Raw genomic sequence first — 25585 nt, forward strand, 5'->3', positions numbered from 1 at the left:
GCATCGGCACCGCGCATGCGCCGTTGCGTCGGGGAGGACTGGTTCTCTTTCCCGTCCCTGCTGGCGCTGAACTCTTCCGCAGACGCGTTGCTCCGCGCCGGAGTCAAGGCCAGTCTTGACGGCAGCGGAGCACCGAGCAACAGGGCTCACCATCTCCCGCAGGACAACGTAGGGAGCTCTTTCAGCGCTGCCGCTCCAGAGTGAGGACGGCCGCGGCGATTGACGACATTCGACTCGGGCTGCACCGGGACCTGCGGAAGATCCGCCACGACTTCAGTCGCGCGACGCCGCGTTCGACCGGCGCCCGTGCTGTCGACAGTGCTCGGTTGACGGTTTGCTGGGTCGGCGGGAGGTCACGGCCCGGTGGGCGTCTGAGGGGTGTCGTCATCCAGGGGCCGGCTCCCATGTAGGCGCGGTCGGCGAGGATGGGAATGCCCTGGCGTTCGCGGATCCGGATGATCCGGTGGGCGCGGGCCGCGGTGAGGTCGTGCGCACGGCCGGGCAGCGTCGGCGAGATCCACAGCAGCCGTCCGACGGGGTCGGTCACCACCTGCACGTTCACCCCGTGTCGGCGGTGCTTGTGGGAGAAGTCGGCTCGGCTGTCGCCGACGGGGTCGCACTCTGCCAGGGTGCCGTCGAGCAGGACGTAATCCGGGTCCGTCTCGCGCAGGGCACGCGGCATCATCGGCAGTACCGGCTGTGAGCGGTCCAGCGCCCGAGTCTGGCTCTTCTCATCAACGGACCTACGGTCGGCCAAAGTCTGAACTCGAGTGTCTGCTCCGCGCCCGGTCCCAACGGCATGCCGGACCGGCTCGTCGCGAACTCCTCTATGGGCTGTGGGCTCGCACGCAGGACAGCTCAAAGCCCGGCCCGGGTGCCTGCGTCCGCCATCAGTCCATGACCAGTCCGCCGGCACCCGCCCCTCACCTCCGCCGCGCCCGATCCGAAGGACGCCTTTTTGCCCATCAGGTTTTTTTGGGGGTGGATCGGATCCAGTGTCAGCGGTGGGCCAGGACCGCGATGTCCGAGCCGAAGCCGACCACCAGCCGCCCGTCCGGTGCCACTGCCAGGCCCCTGATGCGGGCGGGAAAGGGGTACGACCCGGTTGGCCGCCCCGTGGTCGCGTCCCACACCTGTACCGTTCCGTCGTCGTCTCCGACGGCGACAACGAGGCGGCCGTCGAGTATCCCCGCCGCCCCTGCCCGAACCCGGCTGATGTGCCCGGTCAAAGGCGGCCCCAGCCGTTCGCCCGTGGCCATGTCCCACAGGTGAACCGCTTCCGCTCCGAGCCCGGTAAGGATCACGTTGCGGCCTTCGAACATTTCCAGGGCCAGGGCACCGTCGTGCTGCGGCTGCACTCCGATCCATTCGCTCCCGGCCAGGTCCCATACACGTCCGCCCGAGGTCACGCCTACGAAACGGCCCTCCAGTGCCGCGAAAAACGAGATGTACGGGCTGGTGTACTGCGACGTCGACCGTCCGTGCAGCTGTTCCCGGGTGGTCAGGTCCCAGATCCGCACAGTTTTGTGCATGTCGCGCGTGATGAGGGTGGGCCGTCCCTCCACCATACCTACCGTCAGCAGGTCCACGGCGGCGGTGTGGTCGGTCAGGGGCTCACCGAGCTGTCCCCCACCCTCGAGGTCCCAGATCCGCACCGTCCCGTCCCAGCCCCCCGTGACGATGACGGGACGGCCGTCCACGACGGCCGTGGTGACCTCTCGCACGGGGCCCGCGTGACCAGTCAGCCAGCTGCCCGTCTCCCTTTCACCGTCGAGGTCCCAGATCCGAACCGACCTGTCGTCGCCACCGGTGACGGCGAGGTGACGCCCGTTCACCACGGCCGTCGCCGCTCCCCGCACGGTCCCTGCGTGCCCGACCAGCGGCAGGCGCAGATGCCTGAGGGTGGACAGATCCCACACCTCGACCGGCCCATGGCCGGCGTATGCGACAAGGGCCGCGGGGCGGCCGTGGAGCACCCTCAAGGCCGCCGTCTCCACGAATCCGACGGGAACCGGCTCACCGACCTGCTCACCGGTGGCCAGGTTCCAGAGGCGCATCTCGTAGGCGTTGGCGCTGATGGCCATCGGGCACTTGGACGTCGGGTCCGTTACCAGGAGATGCGGCATGGCCTGGAGGCGCAAGGTGGCGCAGAGCCTCACCTCCCCATCGCCGTCACTGCCGGCGGTCATCGGCCGGTCGGACAACGGGTGTGTGACCACGTGAGGTTCCTCGGCACGGTCGCTCAGGGTGTCGAACTCCCGTCCCGTGATCAGGTCCCACGCTCGGACAGTTCCGTCGGAGTGGCTGGTGACAGCGGCGGGGCGGCCGTCCAGCACCGCCGTCGCCAAAGCGCACACGGTGCCGGTGTGAATAGTCAGGGGATCACCACGCTGGGCGCGGGCGGTGAGATCCCACACCCGCACCACGCCGTCCGTGCTGCCACCGACCACGACGGGCCGGCCCTCGACCAGTCCGGTGGCGAGCGAGTTGACGCAGGCCTCGTCGCCGGCGGGGAACCCGTCGACCAGATCCCCCTTGGTGAGGTCCCACAGCCGTACGACCCCGTCGCAGCTGCCAGTCGCAGCAACCGGACGGCCGTCGAGTACCGCCGTCGCCAGTGCCCGCACGGCGCCGGGGTGACCCGTCACGGCCTTGCCGAACCGCCTGCCCGTGGCCAGATCCCACCCGTGCAGTGTGCCGTCCTCACAGCCGACGAAAGCCAGTCCACGGCCGTCCACGTCCACGGTCGCCACCACACGCACCTCGGCCGACGCCGGCAGCGCGTACAGCAGCCGGGCGTCCAGGTCGGTGCCGGTCGCCCACCGCACCACCCACGGGGTGTCGGCTTCCTGACCAACCCCCACTTCACGGATTTCTGCTGCCAGTTGCCGCTGCGCGTAGCGGAGGGCGTCCAGCGCCAGCAACTGCCGCCGCACTCCCGCCGCTGCCCGCCGGTGCACATGCGCCGACGTCTCGTACACCGCCACCAACAGACCGGAGCCGTCCAGCAACTCCCTGACCCGGTCCGGGTCGTCCTTCACCAGGACCTCGGGCCGTATCCCCCAGGCGTCGGCCCGGCCCGCACCGCTCTCACACGCATCATCAGCCACAAAGGGCACCGTAATGACCGTGGTCGCCCCCCGGGCCACCCCTACAGCCGAGGCGGGCCGGGCGCGGCGGGGGGCCGGAGAGAGCAAGACGGGTGTGGGTCCCGTCATCAGACGAAAGGCCTTGGCTGGTGATCCGGGGTTTCCCAAATGCCTGCTGACGCCAGCCCGACCCATGTCCGTAGAGCAGCACTACGGCGACGGCCTCGATTGATCGCAGCGGGCTGATCAGCGAGGGCCTGCCCAGAAGTGTCGGACGAAGTGGCGGCCGCTGCGCCACGGCAGGCCGGGGCCTCGGACGCCGTCTTCATGCCACCAATGGAGGACGGTGTAGACGACACACAGCAGACCGAGGACGAAACCGGCTGTACTGCCGATGAGCGCGCCGCCCCCATCGGGTCCGGCACTGACTATCCCGACGACGCAGGCGGCGGTGAGCGCGAGGCTCAGGAGGACTCCGAGCAGCCAGCCGAGGCGCCAGATCTTGGTGGAGCCGATGCTCATGACGGTGATTTCGACCGGGTCACCGCAGGTGGCGCAGGCCAGGGTGGTCTCGAGGGCGCCACTGCTGGGTCGTTCGATACCGATGGGATGTGGTTGAGAGACCCGGATTCGAGAGGATCCGTAAGGCGAATCCGACGTCAGATGTTCGTACGGTGTAGACGGCACTGGCCCCAGTTGGCGTGACATCAATCCCCCCTTTGATCAGGCCACTTGGATACCATTGATTCCACGGCACTTCCAGTGATCCAACGCATCCTCAGGCACTGAGAGGGCGGAATGGGAGTGCATAGGAGTTCTCACGTCACCTGAACGTGTGGCGGTGCGGCATCCCGGCCGGCCGGCGGCCATGGGCGTACTGGGCTGGTCGCTGTGAGCGAGCGCAAGCCCTACAAGACCGACGTGAGCGACGAGCAGTGGGCGCTGATGGAGCCTTTGATCGCCGCATGGAAGGCCGCGCATCCCTCGGTCAGCGGCCATCAGGGTCGGTACGAGACACGGGAGATCGTCAGCGCGCTGCTCCACCAGGGCCGCACCGGCTGCCAGCGGGACCTGCTCCCGCACGACTTCCCGCCGCCCGGCGCGGTGAAGGACTACTTCTACACCTGGCTTGACGACGGCATCGATCAGACAATTCACGACCTGCTGCGCTGGCAGGTGCGGGAAATGGCGCGGCGGAAGGCTGACCCAAGCCTGGTGGTGCTTGATACCCAGAGCGTGCACGCGGCGGCCGGAGTGCCCGCGCGGTCGACGGGGCGTGATGCGGCGAAAAGAGTACCGGGCCGCAAGCGCGGCCTGGCCGTTGACGTTCTGGGGCTGGTGATCGCGGTGGTCGTGGCGGTCGCGTCGGCGCACGAGAACGCCGTCGGGATCGCGCTGCTGGACAAGGTCGCCGCCGACACCGACACCGTTCAGAAGGCCCTGGTCGACCAGGGCTTCAAGAACGCCGTCGTCGCGCACGGGGAGAAGGTGGGCATCGAGGTGGAGGTAGTGGAGCGCAATCCCGCGCGGACCGGGTTCGTTCCCCAGGCCAAGCGGTGGGTCGTGGAACGCGCCTATGGGATCTTGATGTTGCACCGCAGGCTGGTGCGGGACTACGAGCATCCGCCCCGCAGTTCGGAGTCTCGGGTGTACAGGGCCATGACCGCAGTGATACTACGCCGGTTGGCCTCGGCGACCCTGCCCGCCTGGCGCACCGCATGACCGACGGGGAACGGACGCTCGGCGCGGTGCTGGCACGGCTGGAGGAGCGAGAACGCGAGATCACCGCGCAGGCCGAGACCACGCGGGAACAGATCACGCAGCTGACCGCCCAGCTCGACGAACTCCGCCGGGCCGCTGAAGAAGTCCGGATCACCCGCAAGACACTGCTGGAGCTGCCCGACCCGCAACCGCCCGCGCCGCCGGCTCCGAAACTACCGGACCATCCGGCCTACCAGCAGATCATGGCGGTGTTCACCGCCGCCGACCACCCGCTGCGGGCCCCGCAGCTGTGCGAGGCAATGGTCCTGGAGATCGCGCCCAACAACATCAACAACGTCCGACTCAAGCTCAAGCGGCTGGTGGTCAAGAATCGTTGACCATTGCTCGCATGCCTACCGATGATCTTCCTGAGACGCTTCACGTCACCACTGACGAACAGCTGCGCGCCGTTTCCAATCTCACGCGTCACCGGATCATGGCCGTGCTCCGCTTCGAGCCGGCGACGATTACGCAGATCGCCGAGCGGGTTGGCCTCGCGAAGGGGAGTTCCAGTTATCACGTGCGGCTGCTGGAGCGGGCCGGCCTGGTGAAGGTGGTACGAACGCGGAAGGTCCGGGGAGTTACCGAGCGGTACTACGCGATGGCCGCACGGGCGATCGTGCTGCCGGATCCGGGCGAGGGAGGGCCGGATGTGCTGATGCGGCACGCGGTGGCGGACCTGGAGGCAGCGCCCGCGGATGGCGAGCGGCACGTGCGGATGGCGCATCTGCGGCTCACCGATGAGCAGTTCGCGGAGCTGGGGGCGCGGCTGCAGGCACTTGCGGACGAGTACCAGGAGCTGTCCGATCCCTCGCTACCGGACGCGTCACTCGTCTTCGCACTGTTCCACCCGGCACCGCGTGAGCAGGCCGAAGGGGGCGCCAAGTGACCTCAGACATCCGGAGGTTGCCGACCGGGTTCGGACGGCTGTGGACCGCGCAGACGATCTCCTCACTCGGTGACGGGGTAACGCATGCCGCGCTGCCGCTGCTCGCGTTGACGTTGACGCGGGATCCGATGGCGCTCGCCGTCGTCACGGCCGCGGGGACGCTGCCGTGGCTGCTCTTCGGGGTGCTCGGCGGTGCGCTGGTGGACCGTTGGGACCGCCGGCGCACGATGTGGGTCGCGGACACAGCACGTGCGGTGCTGCTCGGGATACCCGCGGCGGCGGCCATGGTCGACGTGCTGAGCATTCCGCTGCTCGCGGCCGTCGCTTTCCTGCTCGGCCTCGGCGGACTCTTCTTCGATACGGCCGCCACGGCCTATCTGCCGGATCTGCTCCGCCGCGACCCCGCACTCCTGGAGCGCGCCAACTCCCGCCTGCGCGGAGCCCAGACCGCCATGTCCGGCTTCGCGGGGCCGCCTGCGGGCAGTGCGCTGCTCGCGCTCGGGCGGGCGGTTCCGCTGCTCACCGACGCGGTGTCTTTCATGCTCTCCGCACTGCTCGTACGTACGCTGCCCGCCATGCCCCGGCCCATGCCGGAGGTCCACGAGTCGCTGCTCCGGCAAGCGCGGGCCGGGGCCTCGTACGTCTTCCGGGACCGGGTGCTGCTCGGCCTCGCACTCCGCCCAGCGGTCGGGAACGTCGCCTTCCTCGCCGTGGAGACCGTCCTCGCCCTCTTCGCGCACGACCGCCTCGGTATCGACACCTACGGCTTCGGCCTGCTCCTCACAGCGGAGGCCACCGGTGGCCTGCTCGGTGCAGGCATCGCCTCCTACCTCGGCCGACGACTCGGCACCGGCACTGCACTGACCTGCACAGCCGCCGTCGAAGGGCTTGCCATCCTGGGCCTGGCCGCTGCCCCGAACCCGTACGTGGCCGGGCTGGCGCTCGCCGTCTGTGGGGCCGGCATGGGCGCCACGATGGTGCTCGGGCCTTCCCTCCGGCAGGCGATCGTCCCAGCCCGCCTCATGGGCCGGGTCGCCTCCACCTCCCGCATGCTGGCCATGTGCGCTGCCCCCACCGGGGCCTTCCTCGGCGGCTGGCTGGCCACCACCTACGACATCCGCACCCCGCTCTACGCCGCTGCCGGCCTCCTCCTGGCGATGACGGCCGTCACGGCATCCATGACCAGCAACCGCCGAGTCGAAGCGGCGCTGCGTGCCGCCGCCCCGGCTGGCGGTCCGGATCACCCGGCAGGCAAGGATCCCGCCCAGGTGAGCGCCCCCGATACGTTGTGACGCCTGCCCCGGGCAACGAAGCAGAACGACTGCAGCTCCTCGACGCCCATCAGCAGCGCGTCGGGGCACAGATCCAAGGGCCTGTCCGGGCCCGCCTCCCGCGCGGTGCCCGGCCGCACACTGAGTCCTGAGGAGCCGGCGCTGCACCGCCACATCGAGCAGCCGCTCGCCGCCAGCAGCCGGGAGGCCCCGTACGCGTCGGTCGGCGGACGGTCGGTGAGTAGAGGACGAGGCCCGGCCGGGGTGAGGCGGCTGGCCTCACCGACCCGGACGGAGTCGTGCTGCTCCTGGTCCTTGTGGGCCCGGTCCTCGTCGTGGGCCTGGGCCACGTGGTCCACCGCCGCCCTGCGCTCGCCGTTCGTTGACGGTTGTCCTGATGGGTGCCGACGCCATGGCCGCCGTCGTGCTCGGGGTCGTTCAGGCGCATCCAGCTTCGGGCTGGATCTGTGTGATCACGACGACTCGTTCGGCTCCATCGGGTCACTCGCCGCAGCCTCCGGCGTGTCCCGCTGCGCGCGATGACGGTGGGAGAGCGGCCCTAATCGGGGTCGAGCACGGCCTGGATGGCCGGGGCCAGCCCTCTTTCGATTTCGTCCGGTGTCAGGGTGGTCACTGCTGGGAGGCGCAGCAGATAGCGGGTGAGCCCGAGGCCGAGGAGTTGCGCGGAGACCAGGCCCGCGCGCTGTGCGGCGAATTCTGGGCCCAGGGCGGCGGCAAGCGTTGGGGCGACCTGCGCCGCGAAGATCTCGTGCATTCGCGCCGCGGCCTGTTCGTTGGTGACCGCCGAACGCATCAGAACGAGCAGCGCGTCGTCGGCAGGGTCGCCCTCCCAGCGTTCGAGGAAGTGCCGCACCAGGGCTTGGGCGAGCTTGTCCGCCGGGATGCCCGTGAGGTCCGGCAGGCGCAGGTCGATGGCGAGTGTCGCGTCGAAGAGCTGGGCCTTGTTTCCGAAGTAGCGCATGACCATCGACGGGTCGATGCCGGCGTCGGAGGCCACGGCTCGGATGGTGGTGCGCTCGTAGCCCTGGGCTGCGAATCGTTCTCGTGCGGCGCGCAGGATCGCGGCCTTGGTGCGATCCGAACGCTTATCGGTACTGGTGATCTTGGTGGTTTGCATCATGTCAACGACTATAGGCCAACGAGTGTTGACTTTCCAGTCCGAAGTCGCGCATCATGTCAACGAATGTTCGCCAACAAGCGTTGGCAAACAACCGTTGACTAGCGTCCTGGAGGAAATGCGACATGAACACCACCGCACTCCCTGACCGTACGGAGGTCGCCATCGTGGGCGCCGGCCCGAGCGGGCTCGCGCTCGCCGTCACGCTCGCTTCGGCCGGCATCGATTTCGTCGTCCTGGACCGGCTGGCCGAGGGTGCGAACACATCGCGTGCCGCCGTCGTCCATGCCCGCACCCTGGAGGTCCTGGACGAGCTGGGAGCCTCCGAGGAGCTGATCGCGCGAGGCGTTCAGGTCACCCGGTTCGCTGTGCGCGACGGCGCCCGTCGGCTGCTGACCGTGCCGTTCGACAGGCTGCCCACGCCCCACCCGTACACGCTGATGGTCCCTCAGTACGAGACCGAGAGCGTGCTGCTGGACCGGCTGCGCGCGCTCGGCGGCGATGTCCACCGCCCCTGCGAGGTCGCCTCCGTCGTCCAGGACGAGGACGGCGTGACGCTCACCATGACCACCGGCGAGACGCTGCGCGCCGCGTACGCCGTCGGCGCCGACGGCATGCACAGCACCGTGCGCGAGGCCGCGGGCATCGGCTTCACCGGCAACGCCTACGCCGAGTCCTTCGTGCTCGCCGACCTCCTGATGGACTGGTCCCCGGGCCCCGCCGAGGTCTCGCTCACCTTCGGCACCGCGGGCCTCACCGTGGTCGCCCCGCTCCCCGGCGGTCACTACCGGGTCGTCGCCACCGTGGACGACGCGCCCGCCACACCGGACCTCGCCTTCGTTCGGCAGCTGCTCGACGAGCGCGCCCCCGGCCAGGCCACGGTCACCGGCCTGGCCTGGTCGTCACGGTTCCGGGTGCACCACCGGGTCGCCGACCACTACCGGGCGGGGCGCCTGCTGCTGGCCGGCGACGCCGCCCATGTGCACAGCCCGGCCGGCGGCCAGGGGATGAACACCGGCATCCAGGACGGCCACGCCCTCGGCCGGGCGTTGGCGTCCGGACAGCTCGACGGCTACGAGGCGCAGCGCCGCCCCGTCGCCCAGCGGGTGGTCGCCTTCACCCACCGGATGACCCGCGTCGCCACCACGCGCAACCCGATGGCCCGCGGGGCACGCAACACCGTGCTTCCCCTGCTCGGCCACACGGCCCTGCCGAAGAAGCTCGCCACCGAGCTCGCCGAGCTCAACTACCGGTAGTGCAAGGAAAGCGAAGGAGAGGCCAGCAATGGCTACCGAGAACACAACTGACGGCGTACGTGACCGCAAGGACGGCGTGGGGGCCGGCGACGGCCTCGCGGCCAACCGGGCCCTTTGGGACGACCTCGCCGAATTCCACGGAACCGACCCCGAAGACCGCTCGTACGACGTGCGGGCATTCCTCGCCGGCGGGCAGACGCTGCGCGGGATAGAGCGGGAACTCGCGGGCGACGTGGCAGGCAAGGATCTCCTCCACCTGCAGTGCCACTTCGGTATGGACACCTTGAACTGGGCCCGCCTGGGCGCACGCGTCACCGGCGTGGACTTCTCCTCCAAGGCGATCACACGGGCACGGACCTTGGCGGAACAGGCCGGCCTGGCCGCGGAGTTCGTGGAAGCGGACACCCAGCGTCTCCCCGACGCTCTGGCGGGCAGGTTCGACCTGGTCGTCGCCACCTACGGGGTTCTGTCCTGGATCGGGGACCTCGGTGCCTGGATGGGCGGTGCGGTGACAGCGCTGCGGCCGGGCGGCCGACTGGTTCTGGTGGACCTTCACCCCGTCTTCCAGACGGTGCTCACGTTCGACCCCTTCGTGGCCGACTGGCCCTACGGTGGCGGCGCACCGCAGCACGACGCGATGACGAGCACGTACGCCCACGCCGATGCTCCCGTCGAGCCGAAGAAGTCCACCCAGTATCCGTATTCGGTCGGCGAGATTGTGACGGCGGCCGCTTCGGCGGGTCTGGTCGTGGAGCGCCTCGGCGAGCACACGGAAACCGAGACCGACGGGCGTCACATCCTGCCGCAAGGCCCGGACGGCCTGTACCGGTTCCCCTTCAGTGGCACCTACCTGCCCATCCTGTACTCGCTCAGCGCAGCTCTCCCGGCGCCAGTGGTCTGACGTCGCGCCCGTTCTGTGCAGACTTCCCGCTCTCGGCTCCTTCAGCGAGAGCCGCTGTCGCGGTCCGCAGTGGGACAGAGAAGGTTCGTGTCGTCGTTGTCGCCGCTGACAAAGGCAGGCGTGCTGCTTGCCCGGAGGTAGTTCGTCCTTGTGGTGGAGGGGTGCCGCAGTCGTGACGGTGCCCGAGGGTAAGCCGTCCAGGCATCACTTTTATCGTGCCTGGCCCTCGTGCGTTGTGTCAGATCAGGCTCTTCAGAGTTCCTCGACCGCGTCGACAAGGGGATCACCCTCGGTTCCCGAGCGTCGGACCATTTCGAGTTCCACGTCGGGCAGTTCGAGCAAACCGCGCGCCGGAGAAGAACCGCCCGGCGGACCTGATCAACATCGCTTTGGAGAAGGTGGTGGAGGCCGGGCCGGCCTCGGGCGTCCGGGAACAGGTGCGGGTACGTAGTCGTGGAGGCGGGCGTAGGAGGTGGGTTTCGCGGCCAGCCGCTCGGGCCCCATGGTGGCTCGGTCGACTTCCAGGAAGGCCCGCAGCATCGACCCGCCGTCCTCGCAGGTGCGGTAGTACAACACGGCGTCAGGAATGACGGCCTCACCGCTGCCGAGGGAATGGTGGACCTCCGCAATCCAGTCCAGCGGCCGGCACTCGTCATCACGACGGCGGGCATCCTGCAGGAAGGCCAGCCCGGTCTCGGTCACCGTCAGCGCATGCCCTGCCCGCAGCCGGGCCGTGGTGCGGTCCGCGACCAGCCTCGGCGGCCGCCGCCCCCGAAGCTCGGGCCACTCGGAGGCCAGGTACACGCCGTACTGCGTGGCGAACCACACCCGCGTGCGGCCGGCCTGCGGCAGCGTGACGCGGTCGACGAGCCCCTCGCCGCGCAGCTTGGCCAGGCGACGCCGCGTCTGCTCCATCCGCACCCCGGGCGCGATCACCAGCTGCATCTGCTCCGTCGTCGCCATCCGGTACTGCGCCAGCCGGTCTGCGCCGGTGGCATCCACGTTCAGCATCGCCACCGCTGTCCTTCGAGTCCGGTGCGGCGCCGGTCTTGTCCGGCGCCGCGCGTAAGGCAAGGCGTCCAAGTTGTCGTTCGCCACACAACGATCTTGGACACTCTCTTCTGGCTCCTGGACGTCAGCTGAGGTTGGGTTCCCGGGCGGGAAAGAAGTCGGCGCTTTGGACGTACTCCATGGCCTTGGTGAACTCCGGGTCGCCGAGGCGGCGTTCCATTTCCTGCGGGCCCAGGTCCTCCACACGGGTCTGGATCCAGTACAGGTTGCCCAGCGGATCGCGTACCCGGCCGACCCGGTCTCCGAAGAACAGGTGGGTGACCTCGGTGACCGAGATGCCGCCGGCCGCAACGGCGCGACGGTGCACGGCGTCGGCGTCCTCGACGTAAAGACGGAGGAAGCCGGGAGTCGGGGGCCACTCCGGCCGCGCGTCGAACATCATCACCACTGAATCGCCGATCCGTACCTCCGCATGCTCGATGGCACCGTCCTTGCCCGCAAGGCGTGCGAGCTCCTCCGCACCGAAGGCCCTCTTCATGTAGTCGATGAGCTGCACCGTGTCGCGCGAGATGATCCACGGCGTCACGGTGCTGTAGCCCTGGGGCACCGGCCTGACGGACATCTGACTGCCTCCTGGGGTGCGAGTGCCTCAACGCGGTGATGACGCTAGACGCCTTCTAGGTCACTCTCTGTCCTAGAAGCTCCCGATGGATCGGGATCGCGCGAGACGGGGCCAGGCAGACATAGGACTTGATCGTCTAGTCGGCGGAGGGTTCGAGTATCGGCTCGAAGGCGGAGTCTTCGTCGTCGGGAACGTGGGGGAGGAATCCGTCGCGTACGGTGCGGGCGGCGGTGGTGAGAAGGCGCTCCAGGACTACGCGGTCGGTGGCCGGGGGAAGCCGGAGTGCGGCGAGGAGGCGGTCGCGGACGGCGGGGTGGTCCGGGTGGTCGTCGAGGTAGTCGGAGTTAAGGGCTGGGGGGCGGAAGCCGGCCAGGGCGTCGTGCCAGGACGGCAGGACGACGGCCAGGGTCAGGGCCTCGGCGAGAGACTCGGCGATGAGGGAAGCCCGGCCCTCGGAGTCGGTGTAGAGGACGGGGCGCGGGCCGTCGGGGACGGCCGGGCCGCAGAGGTAGTGGGTGCCGCCCGCGTTGCAGCTGGCGATGGGCTGCACCGGGAGAGCGTTGGGCAGGGCGATCGATTCGATCGGGTCGGTATGGGCAAGGTCGAACTCGCCGTCGCAGGAGAGGTAGGCGGCGGCCTCGGGGTGCGCGGCGATCCTTTGGAGCAGTGCGTGGTCCGAGAGGGCGGCCGGGTTGAGGGCCGAGGCGACCGCAGGGGTGAGGGGGTGTCCGGTGAGGACGTGGCGGATGGCGTCGAGAGGGACGGGACGTTCGTAGTAGTCCTCGAACCATGCCTGGACGGCCTCGGGGGAGCGGTTCGTGAGGAGGTGGAAGAGGAAGCCGGAGCCGTCCGGGTCTTCGCTGCCTGCGGGGAAGGCGATGGCAGGGCCGGTGCGCCAGGCGGTGTCGCCGGTTGCTTGCCACAGACAGGCGGTGACCCGAGGGGCGTCGATGCCCTCGTCGTGGAAGGCGGGCTCGTCCAGGAGCGGGCGCAACGCCGCGGGCACGTCGTCGATGACACCGGCCCAGACTTGCTCGTCGTCCGTGCCGTACGGACTCATCTCCGACTCGTGGTCGAATCCGAGTATGAGCACGCCGGCCGGAGTGAAAAGGACGGCGAAGTCGTCTCCAGAGCCGTTCGCCATCAGGGCCGCCTCGACACCGGGGCTCCAGGTGGCGTCGAAGGTGTACTGGCAGAACCGCGGATCGTCGCTGATCGCCATGTCGAGGGCGGCCAGTGCACGCAGATGGGCCCGGAGTCGGGCGGGGTCGGGCAGGAGGACGGCGGTCTCGTACACAGTGCTCATGGCGCCATGGAAGCAGCCGCCACTGACAATCCGGGGCGGGCAGCGACCAGGCCACGGCCGGACACTCAGCGTGCTGATCCTCACCCCGCAGCAGCCGGCGGCCCCACACACGGTCCCCTGGTGCGTGGGGACGGCTGTCCCTGCGCATCTCCGACCCCGAGCAGTACGCCGTTGTACGCGGCCTGTCGCATTGGGGCGAGGTGGTCCTACTGGCGGAACCGTCACCCGAGCACCGTCTGCTGGCCAGCTACGCGGCCGTCTGCACCGCTCCCGCATCCGCGCACGGGACCTCATCGACTGCGGCACCAACCCCGACTGCCGGTGGTGCTCCCCACGACAGCAGTTCGCGCTCGGAGATCGACCGACTGACAACGTGACATCCTGCTGACGGAGCAGTTCTTTCAACAGGAAGCGACTCCTCCAACGCCGCCTCCCGAAGTTGCAGAGCAGCGGGGTTCGGAGGGGGAATCGGGAAGCATGAATCAGCGTTGTCCCAGCATGGGCCATGTATCCCAGCAGGGCCATGATGAGTCCGGCCCGTCCCCCTTCTCGACCGCCCGCGCCCGCCTCGCGGCCGACCGCGCGGACACCCTCGCTCGGGCGGCAGCACTGAGCCGCGACTTCGACGGGATTGTCGCGTCGAACGCCTTGGTCGCGGTAGACGACGAGCACGACCCCGAAGGGGGCACCACCGCCTTCGAGCGAGCTCACGTTGTCGCCCTGATGGCGCAGGCGCGCCAGCACCTGGAAGAACTGGACCGGGCACTGGAACGACTCGAACGGGGCGAGTACGGGCAGTGCGAAGTCTGCGGCGGAACGATTCCGCCCGAACGCCTGGAGGTCCGTCCGGCAGCGACCACCTGTGTCCACTGCGCGCGGCCCGACCCGCGCCGCGCTTGAGGCCAGCCAGTGAGCCCTTTCCAACCTGGCTGCGGCAGGGACCCGGCAAGGCTGTCTTGCTGCGCGGTTGACGGGCCTGCAGGTGACGGAATTTACGGCGTGCTGGGCGAGTCTGTGAGCTGCAGGCGTGGTGCTGGCGGCAGCGGCGTAGGCGCTCCCGTCTCTGGTGCGGCGCGGAACGCCTCGATCACGTAGGCGGCGAAGCGGCGGGAGGCCGTGGTCCGGACGGCACTCGGCGTGCCTTGGAGGCCCCGGTGGGCCATGAGCATGAGGATCAGGTCGTCGACGACGAAGCCGGGGCGCAGCTGGCCGGTCTCCTGGGCGCGGCGGGCCAGTTCTCCGACCGCGCGCAGAGTCTGCTCTTGGTCGGCGGCGAAGTCCATGGCCTCGGGGAAGGCCGTCATGAAGGCGTCGGCGAATCCCCGGCTGTGCGCGTGGAGTGCGCAGATCCGCTCGATCAGGCTCCGGAATCCGTGCCACGGGTCCGGGTCCGTAAGGGCGTCGCGGACGGCGGCGTGGCAGGCTCGCCGCTGCTCGGCGAAGGTCTCCGCGATCAGTGCCTGTTTGGTCGGGAAGTGCCGGTACAGCGTGGCGGGGCCGACGCCTGCGTGCCGGGCGACCTCGCGCATGGGCGCACTCAGGCCCTCTTCGCCGAACACCGCTCGGGCGGCGTCCAGGATGCGGGCCCGGTTGTCGCGGGCGTCGGAGCGCACGGTCTGAGGCAAACGGCTGGTCATGGTTTCTCACTTTAGCCAAACGGACGGGGGCGTCCGTTACGGTCCGATGGCGGTGCTGCCGCCCCGTCCCGGCACTTCGCCGGTCATGCCCCGGCCGTAGGGCCGGCTCGACGCCCGCGGCCGCAGCTGCGATCCGTCTTTCCACCGACCCGAGGAGCCGAGATGAAAGCCGTCGTGATCAGGACGTTCGGAGACCCCGATGGCCTGGAGATCGTCGATGTGCCCGTGCCCGTTCCTGCCCCGGGGCAGGTGCGGATCGCCACGGAGGCGATCGGGGTAGGCGGCGTGGACGCCGTGATCCGCCGGGGGACGCTTGCCGCCTACGGTTTCCGGGAGGGCCATATCCTCGGCAGCGAGGTCGCGGGAAAGGTCACCGCGGTGGGAGGGGGCGTGGACGCCTCGTGGATCGGGCGGCGGGTGTGGGCGTTCACCGGGCTGTCCGGTGGGTACGCCGAGCAGGCCGTCGCCTTGATCGAGGACGTCCTTCCGCTGCCCGACGGCCTGACCGGCGCTGACTCGGTGACCCTCGGCGGCTCCGGCGTGGTCGCCCACTTCGCCCTGGACCGGGCCCGTTTCACGTCCGGCGAGACGGTGCTCGTGCGCGGTGCTGCGGGCAGCATCGGGATTACGGCGGTCCAGCTCGCAGCCAGGGGCGGTGCGAGCGCGGTAGCGGTCACCACCTCGTCGGTGGAGCGTGGCGCCCGCCTGCGGGACCTGGGCGCGACCCATGTCCTTGACCGCTCCGGTGAGGGCGCCCCGGACGCACCGGCGGGCTTCGACGTGGTGATCGATGTCGTCGGGGGTCCCCAGCTTCCCCTTTTCCTGGACAAGTTGACCTCCAACGGGCGGTACGTGGCTGTCGGTGTGGTCGGTGGGCAGCCGCCGGCGGACTTCGGCATGCGGCTGATGGACGCCTTCCGCAGGTCGTTGTCGTTCGCCACTTTCAGCTCTGACACCGTGCCCGGCCCCGACCGGCAGGCCGTGCGGTCGTCCCACTTCGCCGATGCTGCGCACGGTGACCTGCGCACAGTCGTGCATGCAGTGTTGCCGCTGGACCAGGCGGTGCTGGCCCACCGTGAGATGGACGCGGGGAAGGTGTTCGGCAGGGTTGTGCTGGCGCCTTGAGCCGGACCGGGACGGTGTTCGCGGCCCCGGTCAACGAAATGGGACCCGTTCAGATCGTGGCTGACGCCGGCGGCGACGATGGTGATCGTCCCGCCGGGCACGTGCGTGGCGTGCCCGGTGACCGCTGTCTCGTCCGGCATCAGGGTGCGCCGCCGTGCGGGCGCCGGGTGATGATGCCCTGGATGGCCGTGAGCCACTTTTCGACTCAGCGTGATGTCACCCGAGGGAGGGCGAGGATGGCTTTGACCAGGTCGGTGATGCGCGTGGTGCTGCAGCGGAGCTTGCGCAGCAGCCGCCAGGTCTTCAGGGCTGTGATGGCCTGCTCGCCGAGGGCGCGGATCTTGGCGTGGGAGACGTTCACGGCCCGCTGGCCTGCGGAGAGCCTGTCCCAGCAGCCGTGGTAGGGGATGCAGACGGTACCGCCGGCTCCCTGGTAGCCCTTGTCGGCCCAGCAGCGCACACCGGCGTCGGTCAGGGCGGCGACGATGCCGTGCGTGCGGGCGGCTTTGACGTCGTGGACTGCGCCGGGCAACGCGCGCGAGGCCCACAGCAGCCGACCGAGGGGATCGGCGATGACCTGCACATTCATACCGTGCTTCTTGTGCTTGCCAGAGTGGAAGGGGCGGTCGGCAGCGATCCGATCGATCGGCAGCAGGGTGCCGTCTCCTGATCGGCAGGGGCGTTGGTGTTCAAGAGATAGCGGCCGGCACGCTGTTGTGTCGGCGTGCTGGGGCGGTGTCACCTGAACAGTGGCGGGAATTCACGGGAGAAACGAATCACCACCCCCGTAGGGCAGCCGGGCGTGACCTGCCATGGTCGGGGGGCCGGCGTCTTGGCCGCCGTCGTGTCGGGATCATCCAGGCCGCAGGGGCGGTGAGTGCCGGGCACAGAGGCGGCCCCTGGTGACGTGAGAGGCGCGGTGGTGACCTGCACGCGGAGACAGGCTCAAGACCGCCACGCTGCACCAGTGTCACCGCCCAACGAGCACAGCCCGGCAAACGACACGGCTGCGTCAGCGCACGCCGGTCGAGCGGGCCGTCCGCACTTGGCTACGTAGGTCAGAACCGAAAGCAGATGTTCATGGCTCTCGGGAACGATCCCAAGCGCAGAGACTCGGAAATGTTGATGAGAAGTAGCAATGCTTCGACAGCCTGTATGTCTGAAACGTCGGGAGGATCACTCTGCAAGGCGGCGCTTCCACCAGGGATTTGTGGGCGGTGAGAAGGGATCTGGCAGGGTCCGGGTCAAGAAGCGGTCGTCCAGGGGAACAACCGCTCCGAGAAGTTCACGGCGTGCCTTGCGAGTCATAGTCGAGGCCGCGTCCTGTAGCAGTGTTCGCGCGTGCATGTCCCGCCAGAGGGTGGTTCCCCGCCCGTGGTTGGGACCGTGGTCGGGCCATGGATGAAGCGCCAGAGCCCATGCCTGGAAGGCGTGGGCGACGTGACCGGGAGGCAATCGGTACTGAACTTCGAACTGTGCGATCTGCCGGTTCGCCGCACTGGATAGACCAGGGATGACCTGTCGACTTCTAGCGTTCCTGCGACGGGGTTGTGCGGTTCTGATCTCGCCCGGTGACCGGCGAGGCATGGGCACTTCCAGCTGGGAAGACGAGTGACCGTCCGACGGTAGGTGGCGTCGGTCCGAAGAGCAAGCGGTCATCTGGCTGCTTGCTGTTCGGCTCAGGCGCGGGTGGTAGCGAGGCGGTAGGAGTCTGTGCCGGTTTCGATGATGTTGCCGCCGAAGGTGAGGCGGTCGACGATGGCCGCGCAGAGGCGGGGGTCGGTGAAGGTCGTGGTCCAGCCGGAGAGGGATTCGTTGGAGGTGATGGCGACGCTGAGGACAGGCCGCCGCCTCGACGACAGTGAGGCATACGTCTTCACGGCCGGCCCCGCGGCGAGTGAGGCCATGCGGGATCGTTACAGGCACCGAGGGCGGCCAATGGGCGGCGGCCCCAGTCAGCAGGCATGATCTGCGCGGCATCGTCAGCCGGCGGCTGGTACGCAGGCGATGGCCTGTAGGTGTTCGAGGCAGCGGTGATGCGGCCCGCGATTGCTTCTGCCGACCCGCAGCGCCGACGTCGCGGTCTCCGGCCCCGGCCGCTCCGGGTCCGGAGACCGCGACGTCGGCGTTGGGGGTGAACAGGTCCTCCTGCCAGGTGGACGGCGGTTCACGGAGGTAACCGGCCAGGGCGGCCGCGATCGGCTGATAGTGCTCGAACAGTGACGCCCAGAGCCTGCGGGCCTCGGGGTCCGGTCGAAGTGCGGGGGCAGCTCATGGGCCTCACAGGCGTAGGCGCGTGCCTTCTCGCGGTGATCTCCAGTGGCTGGTGTCGATGCCGGCCTCCACAGCCGCCCCCAGGATCACGGTGTCGTGAGGAACCCCGCAGTGATTCACCCCTGCGCGGCCGCGGGCTGCTGCCGCTGGGCGGTCTGCCTGCCGCCTCGGCTGCGTGCACGAGGGCTCCCCGCCAGGCCGGTGGGGGGTACCGGCCTGGCGGGGAGGGCTTGCGGTCAGGCGAGGTTCTTGGTGAAGAACTCGTCCGGGGTGTCGAAGGGGATGAGGTCCTTGCGGTCGTACAGTTCGACATGGTCCGCGCCCCGGACGACCACGAGGTCGACGGTGTCAGGGGCCGCCCTGCGGACGTCCTCGGAGACATCAGCTCGCTGTCTGGGCCACTTCAAAATTGGCGCATGATCGGCAAGCAGCTCAACATCGCCGAGGCCCGACCACCGCCCGGCCCGGCGGATCCTCTTCGGCCAGCAGCGGCGAACTGCGCCAGCCTTACCGCAAGGGCATGGAGGACCAGCCCTTTTCCCGCCCCGCGCAGGCCGGCCGCCGACCGCTGTGCCAACCGTCGGCCGATGAGAACGCCAGCGAGGCGAAGCGGAGCGTTGCCCAGGGCAGAACAGTTCACGTTTCGTAGCGGCCATGGCGCGCGCGTGAGAGGGCGGCGGCGCCCTGGCAGGCGAGGGTGGCGGCATCGTCTGCGTACTGGGGGATGTCGTCGGGCCATTTCGAGGTCGGCTGGAGGATCAGCAGCGAGACGGCACCGTGCAGGCACGCGCAGATGGCCCGGGTCAGCGCCGTCACATCGCCGTGGAGCACACCGGCGTCGGCGCATCGCTGCACCGTTTCCCGCAGGAATCGGAAGCAGGCGTCGGCGACCTGCTCAGTGGCGGCTGTCGCGGGTCCGGTCGCGACCAGGCGGTAGCGCAGGGGATGGTCGAGCCCGAACCTGATGTAGGCGACACTGCGCTGGTGGAGTTCGGCGAACGGGTCGGTGGTCTGGGCGCTGATGCTCAGCATCCGTCGGCCGAGCTCGTCCCAGACCCCGAGGCACACGGTGTGCAGCAGTTCCAGTCGGTTGTCGAAGTGCAGATATACCGAGGGGGTGCTGACCCCGACAGCCTGTGCCACCGCACGGATGGTCACGCCGTCCTCGCCGGCGTCGTCGAGCAGCGTGCCGGCCGCTTCGACGAGCTCGTCCCTCAGCCGGCCGCCGTGGCCTCGCTTGGCGCGACTGCGTCGACGGCCTTCGGTTGTGCCGGCGCGGCCGTCGGCCGTGGTCTGGCCGGGTCCCTCAGTCATGGCGCCTGCGGAGGGCGACGAGTTGAGTGACGCGGACGCAGAGCCGGTCCTTGTCATCCCTGATGTCGATTTCCACGGCGACCGTCGACTTGCCGACGTGCAGCGGGCGGGAGGTCGCGAAGGCGCCTGTGCCTTGTACGGGCCGCAGGAAGTGGGTGGTGGATTCCATGGTCGCGGGGACGGTGTCGGCGGTCCCGTTCAGCGTGGCGCACACGGCGCCGGCTACATCGGCCAGCCCCATCAGTGCCCCGCCGTGCATCGCGGCGCCGACAGTGGACTGCTCGGGAGTGTAAGCGAGTTGCGCGGTGACAGCGTCGGCCTTGAGGGATCCGAAGCGTATCCCGAGCGTCCTGGCGAACGGCGCCAAGGTGTAGACGTCTTGCGCGGTGATGGTCATCGCGGCCCCTCAAGTTGTCGACGTTAAGTTAACGGTGACATGTTATGTGGACGTCACGGTGCGTGTCCACGCCTGTGGCGCGAGGCTGCAGGGCTGTGCGGTCTTCCGGTGCCGATCGGAGGCGTGCTGAGAGACGCAGAGCTGTCACTCGGATGAGACAACTTCAAGTGCCTGGAGAGCCGTCCCACTGCGGCTCAGCTGCCCACCCCGGCGGCAGGTCAGGGCTGTCCGCGGCCGCGGTCAGCCTCGGCTCGGGCAAGGACCATGTCATGCGGCGATTCCTTCCCACCGACACCCGGGAGCCCGGCGGCGAGTGTCCGGTCGCCCGGCAGCCGGCCCATAATTGGTCGAGGATGCCCAGGGCTGTGTCCGGTCGGCAGTGGACGCAGGCCGGCACCCGCTGGCGCAGTGCCTTCAGGGCTTGCTGCCGGGTTACCGGGCGGCACCTTCCGCTCTTGGCCGCGGCCCAGCACTCGCCGGTGTGCACGGCGTCGACGTTCGTGCGCTTCAGCCCGTAGGGGATCAGCCACTCAGGCGGAGGCGGCCGCCTCTCCTCGCTCCGGCGCCGCCGCTCGGCTTCGTGTCGTTCCTCCTCGGCTATCCACCGGTCGATGACCCGCAGAGTCGTCCACCTGCGCCACCGCGTGGTGCGCCGGCCGACTCGAGCCGAAGGCATGGAGCCGGGCCGCGGTGATGTTCGGGGCGGAGGTCGGCCCGGCGATCCTCGAATTGGTCCGCGCGACAGGGCATTTAATCCTCCCCTTCGGACCTTGCAGCCGCTCTCCTCATGGTTCTAGCGTCTGGCAAAGACTCACGGCAGGGCGAACGAGTGCCGAGTGGATCGAACCGGTAACCGCAATTCCGGATCGAGCGGCGGGACGCCGGCCGTGTCACACCATCCGCACGTAGCGCTTGGCCCGGACGAACCCAGCAAAGGAAGCTCCCATTCCCGCTAAGACAAGATCGGCATCCTGGGTGAGGACCAGGCCGTTGCGGAGCAACACCCGGTGGGCCGTGGACCGCGTCGGCGCTGTCTCCGGTCCGCGGCCCCGCGAGTTCGGGGAGATACAGCGGGCGCCCGCCCCACCGGGCAGACCGGCGTCGCAACCGGCAGATCCCAGCATCGACCTCGGCGGACAAGCGCGCGGATTGCTCCGCGGGCGGCTGGAGCGCTCCGGCGGACACCGCTCCCAAAGGAAACGTGAGAGCGCGTGATATCCGGAGATGGTGACCAGGTGACCACGCGTTCGGAACGGGTGATCGCCGGACGGTATTTGCTTCACGACGTCCTCGGCAGAGGCGGCATGGGCACGGTCTGGCGCGCCCACGACCAACTGCTGGACCGGCCGGTCGCCGCCAAGGAACTGCACGTCCTCACCGACGGCGACGAGGACCACCGCGTACGGGTACGGCGTGCCATCCGCGAGGCCCGCGCGGTCGCCCGGGTGCCGCATCCCCATGTGGTGGGAGTCCACGACCTGGTCGAGTCCGACGACCGGCTGTGGATCGTCATGGAACTCGTCGAAGGGTCCTCACTGGCGAATCGGACGGCCGAGACTGGACCGTTCACACCGCAGCAGACCGCCGCCGTCGGCCTGCAACTGATCGACGCGCTGGACGCCGTCCACGCGGTCGGGACTCTGCACCGGGACATCAAGCCCGCCAACGTGCTGCTGCGCCGTGACGGCAGCGCCGTCCTCACCGACTTCGGCATCGCGGCCCTGGACGACGGCGAGTTCCTGACGAGCACCGGTCACGTGGTCGGATCCGTAGAGTTCATGGCGCCGGAGCGCGTGATGGAAGCAGAGGTCGGACCGGCCTCCGACCTGTGGTCACTGGGCGCCACGCTCGCCACGGTGTGCTGCGGCGAGTCCCCCTTCCGCAGGCCGGGAGCACCCGCGACGATGCACGCCGTGGCGTACGAGGAGCCCAGCCTGTCGGAGCGGCTCGGTCCGCTGCGCCCGGTCGTCGCAGCGCTGCTGCGCAAGTCACCGGCCGAGCGTCCTTCGACGGCAGCCGTGCGTTCCGCGCTGCGAGGCGTCGTGGCCGGCGAGCCGGACGTCGAGTTCCTGCCGCCGGCGACCGTACTCGCGCTGCGGCCTGCGGCCCCGATGGCCGACGCGAACACGATGGCCGCCAACCCGAAATGGCGCGTCCCGGCTGCGGAGACCGTGCCGCCGGGGCGCCACACCACGCCGCTCGAACTCCCGCAGGCGCGGGCGCAGGCGCGGGCGCAGGCGCGGGCATCCCGCTCGGCGTGGCCGAAGCGGCTGTGGTGGGTGCTGGCCGGAACGGCCATACTGTCGGCGGGCGTTGCGGGCGGCCTCTTCCTCACCGGAACGCTGCCGCTCAAGGATGATCCGAAAACTCCGAACGCTTCGAGCACTCCGAACACTCCGAACACTCCGAAAACGGGGACGGCCCGTCAGGTCGTCGAGTCGACGGCCGGTTGGCAGCCGGTCACCGGCGTGTCCGTCCATCAGGGCGACCGGATCACCGTCCAGTTCGTGTCCGGAGAATGGACGGCCAACTCCCGAAAGCTGCCCATGACCGGGCCGGCCGGTTACGACCCGAAAACCGACCAGCTGCCGGAGGGAACGAAGGCCTGCAAGGTCAAAGTCGGGGCTCCGTTCGGCTCCTTGCTGGCCCGACTCGTGGGTGAGCAGGACTTCCCGATGCACACCGTCGGGCGGAAACTGACTTTCCGGGCGACCGGCGACGCCCGCCTGCAACTGGGCATGAACGACGCCTCCGGTGCCTGCTCCCAGGACAACAGCGGCACGCTGACCGTGCAGGTGCACGTCACGCCTCAACCCTGACCCGGGCGGCGTCAGCCCCCTCCGGCGCGCGGCAACACCGCATACGCCCAGGTGTCCTCCCTCTGACAACGGCTAACACAATGAGGTGGATCGGTCCTGGTTGCCGTGTTCAGGGCGGGAGTTGAGCGTTCGGTCCGGTGTGGGGACGTCGCTGTGGATCGTGTCGGATGAGTTGTGGGACCGTCTGGAGCCGCTGCTGCCGCAGCGGGAACGGCGCTTTCGCTATCCGGGCCGTAAGCCGTTGCCGGACCGTGAGGTGCTGCGCGGGATCTTGTACGTGCTGCACACCGGGATCCAGTGGGAGTAACTGCCGCAGGACCTGGGCTTCGGCTCGGGCATGACCCGCTGGCGACGGCTGGGGGACTGGAACGAGGCGGGAGTGTGGCAGCGGCTGCACGAGGTGCTGCTGGCCGAGCTGAACGCGGCGGCGAAGCTGGACAGGTTGCGTTGCGTGATCGACTCCTCGCACGTCAGGGCGCTAAAAAGGGGAGCCACGCGGGCCCGTCGCCGGTCGTCCGGGGCCGGGCAGGCTCGAAACACCACTTGATCACCGGCGGACACGGCACCCCGCTCGCGGTTCTGCTGACCGGCGGCAACCGCAACGATGTCACGCAGCTCTTGCCGCTGCTCGCCGCGGTCCCGCCGGTCCGTGGCCGTATCGGCCGCCCTCGCCGTAAGCCCGACTCGCTCTTCGCCGACCGTGGCTACGATCACGACATTTACCGCGACCAGGTCCGCGCTCGCGGCATCGTGCCGGCCATCGCCAGACGCGGAACCCGACACGGCACTGGGCTGGGAACTTACCGGTGGGTGGTCGAGCGGACCTTTGCCTGGCTGCACGGCTTCCGACGACTGCGGATCCGCTGGGAACGGCGGGCCGACATCCACGAGGCGTTCCTGAAACTCGCCTGCTGCCTCATCACCCACCGGCAACTCGGCTCGCCATGTCAGCCGTTGGGAGTGGCTCCACAGAATTCCCACAAAGACGCCCTCTAGCTTCTCGCGCCACGGGGGACGGACGACTGATCTCCGTCCCCCCACGCAACAGTTGTACTCAAAGAGGGAGGCGCCTTCCGCCATGCTGACTGAGACGACGAGACGGGCCTCCAGCGCGCACGAGGTCCTGGTACTGAGCCTGCTGCGCGAGCATGGTCCGCTCACCCGGGGAGACTTAAGGATCCTGAGCGGCCTGTCCCGCACCACGCTCTACGACGCCGTCGGGGCGCTGATGGACAACGGCAGCGTCCTCGCCTCGGTTCCGGAGGCGGCCCGGCGCAAGCGGGGCCGCCCGGCGGAGGTACTGACCGTGAACCCCGGGGCCGGCCAGATGCTCGGCATTGAGTTCGCGCGACGGGCGGTGCGGGTGGCCGCGATGAACGCGGCGCACGAGATCGTCGGCACCACCGGCGAACCGCACGACCCCGACACCCCGTGGCAGACCCGCATCGACCTCGCGTGGCGACTGGCGGACAAGCTGACGCACGGGACGCTGCGACCGGGCGCCCTGAACGGCATCGGCGTCGGGGTGGTCGGACCGGTCGGCACGCCGGGGCAGGGCCCGAAGTGGGCGCCTCGGCACGACATCGTGGCGGCACGCGTGCGCGAACGCTTCGGCGCACCAGCACTGATCGACAACAACACCTGGCTGGCCACCCTGGCCGAGACGATCTGGGGTGCCGCCGCGGGTGAACAGAACGTGCTGTACCTGCGGTTGTCGCACGGCGTCGGCGGCGGACTCGTGATGGCCGGCACACTGCACCGCGGCGCCCACGGCCGCTCCGGGATGTTCGGCCACATCACCGTGGACCCGGGCGGCGGGCCCTGCGAGTGCGGTGCGATCGGATGCCTGGAGACAGTGGCGTCGATCGGGGCCGTACTCGACGCCTGCCGCATCGCGGGAACCGCGGCAGCGGACCTGCCGGAACTGGTGAGCGCGCTGGAGTCCGGCGACGCGGCCGCGCACGCGGTTCTGGCACGGGTGGGCACGCATGTCGGCAGGGTGCTGGCCGATGTGAGCCATGCCGTCGGGCCCGACGTGATCGTCATCGGCGGCGAGCTGGTCGACGCCGGTCGAGCCCTGATGGCACCGATCGAGCACATGCTCGACACGCATGTCGCGCGCTGCTCGTACGGGGTGCCCCGAGTGATTCCGGCCGGACTCGGCGATACCGGCACCGCCCTCGGCGCCCTCGCTCTGCTCCGGCGGCACCCGGATCACGAAGCGCCCGGGCTGCGGGAGGCAACCCGGGCGCTCACACCGTGACACGGAGACGTCAGCCGCTCCGGCCGCCGGTCACCCCGTCTCTCTCAGAGGGTCACTTCAGCACCTTCTGCCGGACGACGATGTGACCGGCGTCGGGGTTGAGGCTCCCGCCGAGCCGCCTGAAGGCGCCGTCGGTCAGGTCCAGGCACTTGGGTTCCGCCTTCGTGTGCTTGAACGTGCCGCGGTCGTTGATGCGCACGACCAGGGACTTGCCGTTCGCCACGTTGGTGACCCGCACCCTCGTGCCGAAGGGCAGCTGGGGATTGCGGGTGAGCGAAGTCGCCGCGGTGTTCTTGCTGTTGTCGAAGATGTCGCCGTTGGCGGTGGTGCTGCCGGCGGGTATCGGGCCGTAGTGCGTCGCCCAGCACTTCGGCCGCTGAGCCTGCGCGGAGGCGGTCGCGGCGGAACTCGCCGGAGCCAGGGCGACCATCGCGGTCAGTACGGCCGCACCGGCCGCACCGGCCGCGATGGAGGCGTGCAGGGTCCGCTTGCTCATGTTCTTTCCCTCGTTT

At 69.4% G+C, this 25585-nt stretch carries 23 protein-coding genes and 4 pseudogenes; 11 read left to right on the plus strand and 16 right to left on the minus strand.

Features of this window, described 5'->3' with window-relative positions; all coding sequences use genetic code 11:
- Nucleotides 1–181: 181 nt before the first annotated feature.
- From ACFY01_RS39920 to ACFY01_RS39930, 3 genes and pseudogenes are all read right to left on the minus strand, one after another.
- A pseudogene (locus ACFY01_RS39920) lies at nucleotides 182–673 on the minus strand (transposase family protein); the annotation flags it as partial.
- Nucleotides 674–998: 325 nt separating this feature from the next.
- Nucleotides 999–3110, minus strand: coding sequence for a WD40 repeat domain-containing protein (locus ACFY01_RS39925; RefSeq protein ID WP_390740685.1), 2112 nt, complete (start codon nucleotides 3108–3110; stop codon nucleotides 999–1001).
- A 225-nt stretch (nucleotides 3111–3335) separates the two neighbouring features.
- Nucleotides 3336–3611 carry a hypothetical protein gene (locus tag ACFY01_RS39930; RefSeq protein WP_390740686.1) on the minus strand — a complete coding sequence of 92 codons (276 nt, stop codon included), beginning with the start codon at nucleotides 3609–3611 and terminating at the stop codon, nucleotides 3336–3338.
- A gap of 369 nt (nucleotides 3612–3980) precedes the next feature.
- Between ACFY01_RS39930 and ACFY01_RS39935 the strand changes: the two genes are divergently transcribed.
- From ACFY01_RS39935 to ACFY01_RS39950, 4 genes are read left to right on the plus strand one after another with little or no spacing between them, the layout of a single operon-like run.
- On the plus strand, nucleotides 3981–4811 hold the full coding sequence (locus ACFY01_RS39935) for an IS5 family transposase (protein ID WP_390740687.1): 831 nt from the start codon (nucleotides 3981–3983) through the stop codon (nucleotides 4809–4811).
- Entirely contained in the window at nucleotides 4808–5188 is a 381-nt protein-coding gene (locus ACFY01_RS39940; RefSeq protein WP_390740688.1) for a hypothetical protein, read from the plus strand. The genes ACFY01_RS39935 and ACFY01_RS39940 overlap by 4 nt, the downstream gene beginning before the upstream one ends.
- Nucleotides 5189–5199: 11 nt before the next feature.
- Nucleotides 5200–5739: an ArsR/SmtB family transcription factor gene (locus ACFY01_RS39945; RefSeq protein WP_390740689.1), complete on the plus strand. Its 540-nt coding sequence runs from the start codon at nucleotides 5200–5202 to the stop codon at nucleotides 5737–5739.
- Nucleotides 5736–7031, plus strand: coding sequence for an MFS transporter (locus ACFY01_RS39950; protein ID WP_390740690.1), 1296 nt, complete (start codon nucleotides 5736–5738; stop codon nucleotides 7029–7031). Before ACFY01_RS39945 ends, ACFY01_RS39950 begins: the two co-directional genes overlap by 4 nt.
- Here the strand turns inward: ACFY01_RS39950 and ACFY01_RS39955 are convergent.
- Both ACFY01_RS39955 and ACFY01_RS39960 read right to left on the minus strand, forming a co-directional pair.
- On the minus strand, nucleotides 6980–7360 hold the full coding sequence (locus ACFY01_RS39955) for a hypothetical protein (RefSeq protein ID WP_390740691.1): 381 nt from the start codon (nucleotides 7358–7360) through the stop codon (nucleotides 6980–6982). The genes ACFY01_RS39950 and ACFY01_RS39955 overlap by 52 nt on opposite strands.
- Before the next feature lie 209 nt (nucleotides 7361–7569).
- Nucleotides 7570–8151: a TetR family transcriptional regulator gene (locus tag ACFY01_RS39960; protein WP_390740692.1), complete on the minus strand. Its 582-nt coding sequence runs from the start codon at nucleotides 8149–8151 to the stop codon at nucleotides 7570–7572.
- Nucleotides 8152–8273: 122 nt separating this feature from the next.
- On the opposite strand from ACFY01_RS39960, the gene ACFY01_RS39965 reads away from it, so the two are divergent.
- Nucleotides 8274–9404 carry an FAD-dependent oxidoreductase gene (locus ACFY01_RS39965; protein ID WP_390740693.1) on the plus strand — a complete coding sequence of 377 codons (1131 nt, stop codon included), beginning with the start codon at nucleotides 8274–8276 and terminating at the stop codon, nucleotides 9402–9404.
- Between the two features lie 28 nt (nucleotides 9405–9432).
- Nucleotides 9433–10305, plus strand: a complete 873-nt coding sequence (locus ACFY01_RS39970) for a class I SAM-dependent methyltransferase (protein ID WP_390740694.1) — start codon at nucleotides 9433–9435, stop codon at nucleotides 10303–10305.
- 378 nt (nucleotides 10306–10683) lie between these two features.
- Here ACFY01_RS39970 and ACFY01_RS39975 read toward each other — a convergent pair whose 3' ends face one another.
- The 3 genes from ACFY01_RS39975 to ACFY01_RS39985 all read right to left on the minus strand — a co-directional run bounded on the left by ACFY01_RS39975 (nucleotide 10684) and on the right by ACFY01_RS39985 (nucleotide 13244).
- Nucleotides 10684–11316, minus strand: coding sequence for a replication-relaxation family protein (locus tag ACFY01_RS39975; protein ID WP_390740695.1), 633 nt, complete (start codon nucleotides 11314–11316; stop codon nucleotides 10684–10686).
- A gap of 124 nt (nucleotides 11317–11440) precedes the next feature.
- Nucleotides 11441–11938 carry a VOC family protein gene (locus ACFY01_RS39980; protein WP_390740696.1) on the minus strand — a complete coding sequence of 166 codons (498 nt, stop codon included), beginning with the start codon at nucleotides 11936–11938 and terminating at the stop codon, nucleotides 11441–11443.
- A gap of 136 nt (nucleotides 11939–12074) precedes the next feature.
- A complete protein-coding gene (locus tag ACFY01_RS39985) occupies nucleotides 12075–13244 on the minus strand; it encodes a hypothetical protein (protein ID WP_390740697.1) in 1170 nt (389 codons plus the stop codon).
- A gap of 498 nt (nucleotides 13245–13742) precedes the next feature.
- Here ACFY01_RS39985 and ACFY01_RS39990 point away from each other — a divergent pair, with 498 nt between their 5' ends.
- On the plus strand, nucleotides 13743–14144 hold the full coding sequence (locus tag ACFY01_RS39990; protein WP_390740698.1) for a TraR/DksA family transcriptional regulator: 402 nt from the start codon (nucleotides 13743–13745) through the stop codon (nucleotides 14142–14144).
- A gap of 92 nt (nucleotides 14145–14236) precedes the next feature.
- Here the strand turns inward: ACFY01_RS39990 and ACFY01_RS39995 are convergent, their stop codons facing one another.
- The gene (locus ACFY01_RS39995; protein ID WP_390740699.1) at nucleotides 14237–14881 is read right to left on the minus strand and encodes a TetR/AcrR family transcriptional regulator; all 645 of its coding nucleotides are present in this window, start codon (nucleotides 14879–14881) and stop codon (nucleotides 14237–14239) included.
- A gap of 162 nt (nucleotides 14882–15043) precedes the next feature.
- On the opposite strand from ACFY01_RS39995, the gene ACFY01_RS40000 reads away from it, so the two are divergent.
- The gene (locus tag ACFY01_RS40000) at nucleotides 15044–16006 is read left to right on the plus strand and encodes a zinc-binding dehydrogenase (protein ID WP_390740700.1); all 963 of its coding nucleotides are present in this window, start codon (nucleotides 15044–15046) and stop codon (nucleotides 16004–16006) included.
- Between the two features lie 205 nt (nucleotides 16007–16211).
- On the opposite strand, the pseudogene ACFY01_RS40005 reads toward ACFY01_RS40000, so the two are convergent.
- The 6 genes and pseudogenes from ACFY01_RS40005 to ACFY01_RS40030 all read right to left on the minus strand — a co-directional run.
- Nucleotides 16212–16670: pseudogene (locus tag ACFY01_RS40005) on the minus strand (transposase family protein); the annotation flags it as partial.
- A gap of 1015 nt (nucleotides 16671–17685) precedes the next feature.
- Nucleotides 17686–17841: pseudogene (locus ACFY01_RS40010) on the minus strand (ATP-binding protein); the annotation flags it as partial.
- A 675-nt stretch (nucleotides 17842–18516) separates the two neighbouring features.
- Nucleotides 18517–18687: a hypothetical protein gene (locus ACFY01_RS40015; RefSeq protein ID WP_390740701.1), complete on the minus strand. Its 171-nt coding sequence runs from the start codon at nucleotides 18685–18687 to the stop codon at nucleotides 18517–18519.
- A gap of 229 nt (nucleotides 18688–18916) precedes the next feature.
- On the minus strand, nucleotides 18917–19594 hold the full coding sequence (locus ACFY01_RS40020; RefSeq protein ID WP_390740702.1) for a TetR/AcrR family transcriptional regulator: 678 nt from the start codon (nucleotides 19592–19594) through the stop codon (nucleotides 18917–18919).
- Nucleotides 19587–19991, minus strand: coding sequence for a PaaI family thioesterase (locus ACFY01_RS40025; RefSeq protein ID WP_390740703.1), 405 nt, complete (start codon nucleotides 19989–19991; stop codon nucleotides 19587–19589). The genes ACFY01_RS40020 and ACFY01_RS40025 overlap by 8 nt, the downstream gene beginning before the upstream one ends.
- A gap of 163 nt (nucleotides 19992–20154) precedes the next feature.
- Entirely contained in the window at nucleotides 20155–20667 is a 513-nt protein-coding gene (locus ACFY01_RS40030) for a DUF6233 domain-containing protein (RefSeq protein WP_390740704.1), read from the minus strand.
- A gap of 559 nt (nucleotides 20668–21226) precedes the next feature.
- On the opposite strand from ACFY01_RS40030, the gene ACFY01_RS40035 reads away from it, so the two are divergent.
- From ACFY01_RS40035 to ACFY01_RS40045, 3 genes and pseudogenes are all read left to right on the plus strand, one after another.
- Nucleotides 21227–22810: a protein kinase gene (locus ACFY01_RS40035; protein ID WP_390740705.1), complete on the plus strand. Its 1584-nt coding sequence runs from the start codon at nucleotides 21227–21229 to the stop codon at nucleotides 22808–22810.
- Nucleotides 22811–22910: 100 nt separating this feature from the next.
- Nucleotides 22911–23806: pseudogene (locus ACFY01_RS40040) on the plus strand (IS5 family transposase).
- Between the two features lie 82 nt (nucleotides 23807–23888).
- Complete coding sequence (locus tag ACFY01_RS40045; RefSeq protein ID WP_390740706.1) at nucleotides 23889–25073, plus strand: ROK family protein; 1185 nt, start codon at nucleotides 23889–23891, stop codon at nucleotides 25071–25073.
- Between the two features lie 52 nt (nucleotides 25074–25125).
- Here ACFY01_RS40045 and ACFY01_RS40050 read toward each other — a convergent pair whose 3' ends face one another.
- Nucleotides 25126–25569 carry a septal ring lytic transglycosylase RlpA family protein gene (locus ACFY01_RS40050; protein WP_390740707.1) on the minus strand — a complete coding sequence of 148 codons (444 nt, stop codon included), beginning with the start codon at nucleotides 25567–25569 and terminating at the stop codon, nucleotides 25126–25128.
- Between the last annotated feature and the right edge of the window lie 16 nt (nucleotides 25570–25585).

The sequence above is a fragment of the Streptomyces sp. NPDC001480 genome, from assembly GCF_042894725.1.
In the GTDB taxonomy this organism is placed as follows: Bacteria; Actinomycetota; Actinomycetes; order Streptomycetales; family Streptomycetaceae; genus Streptomyces.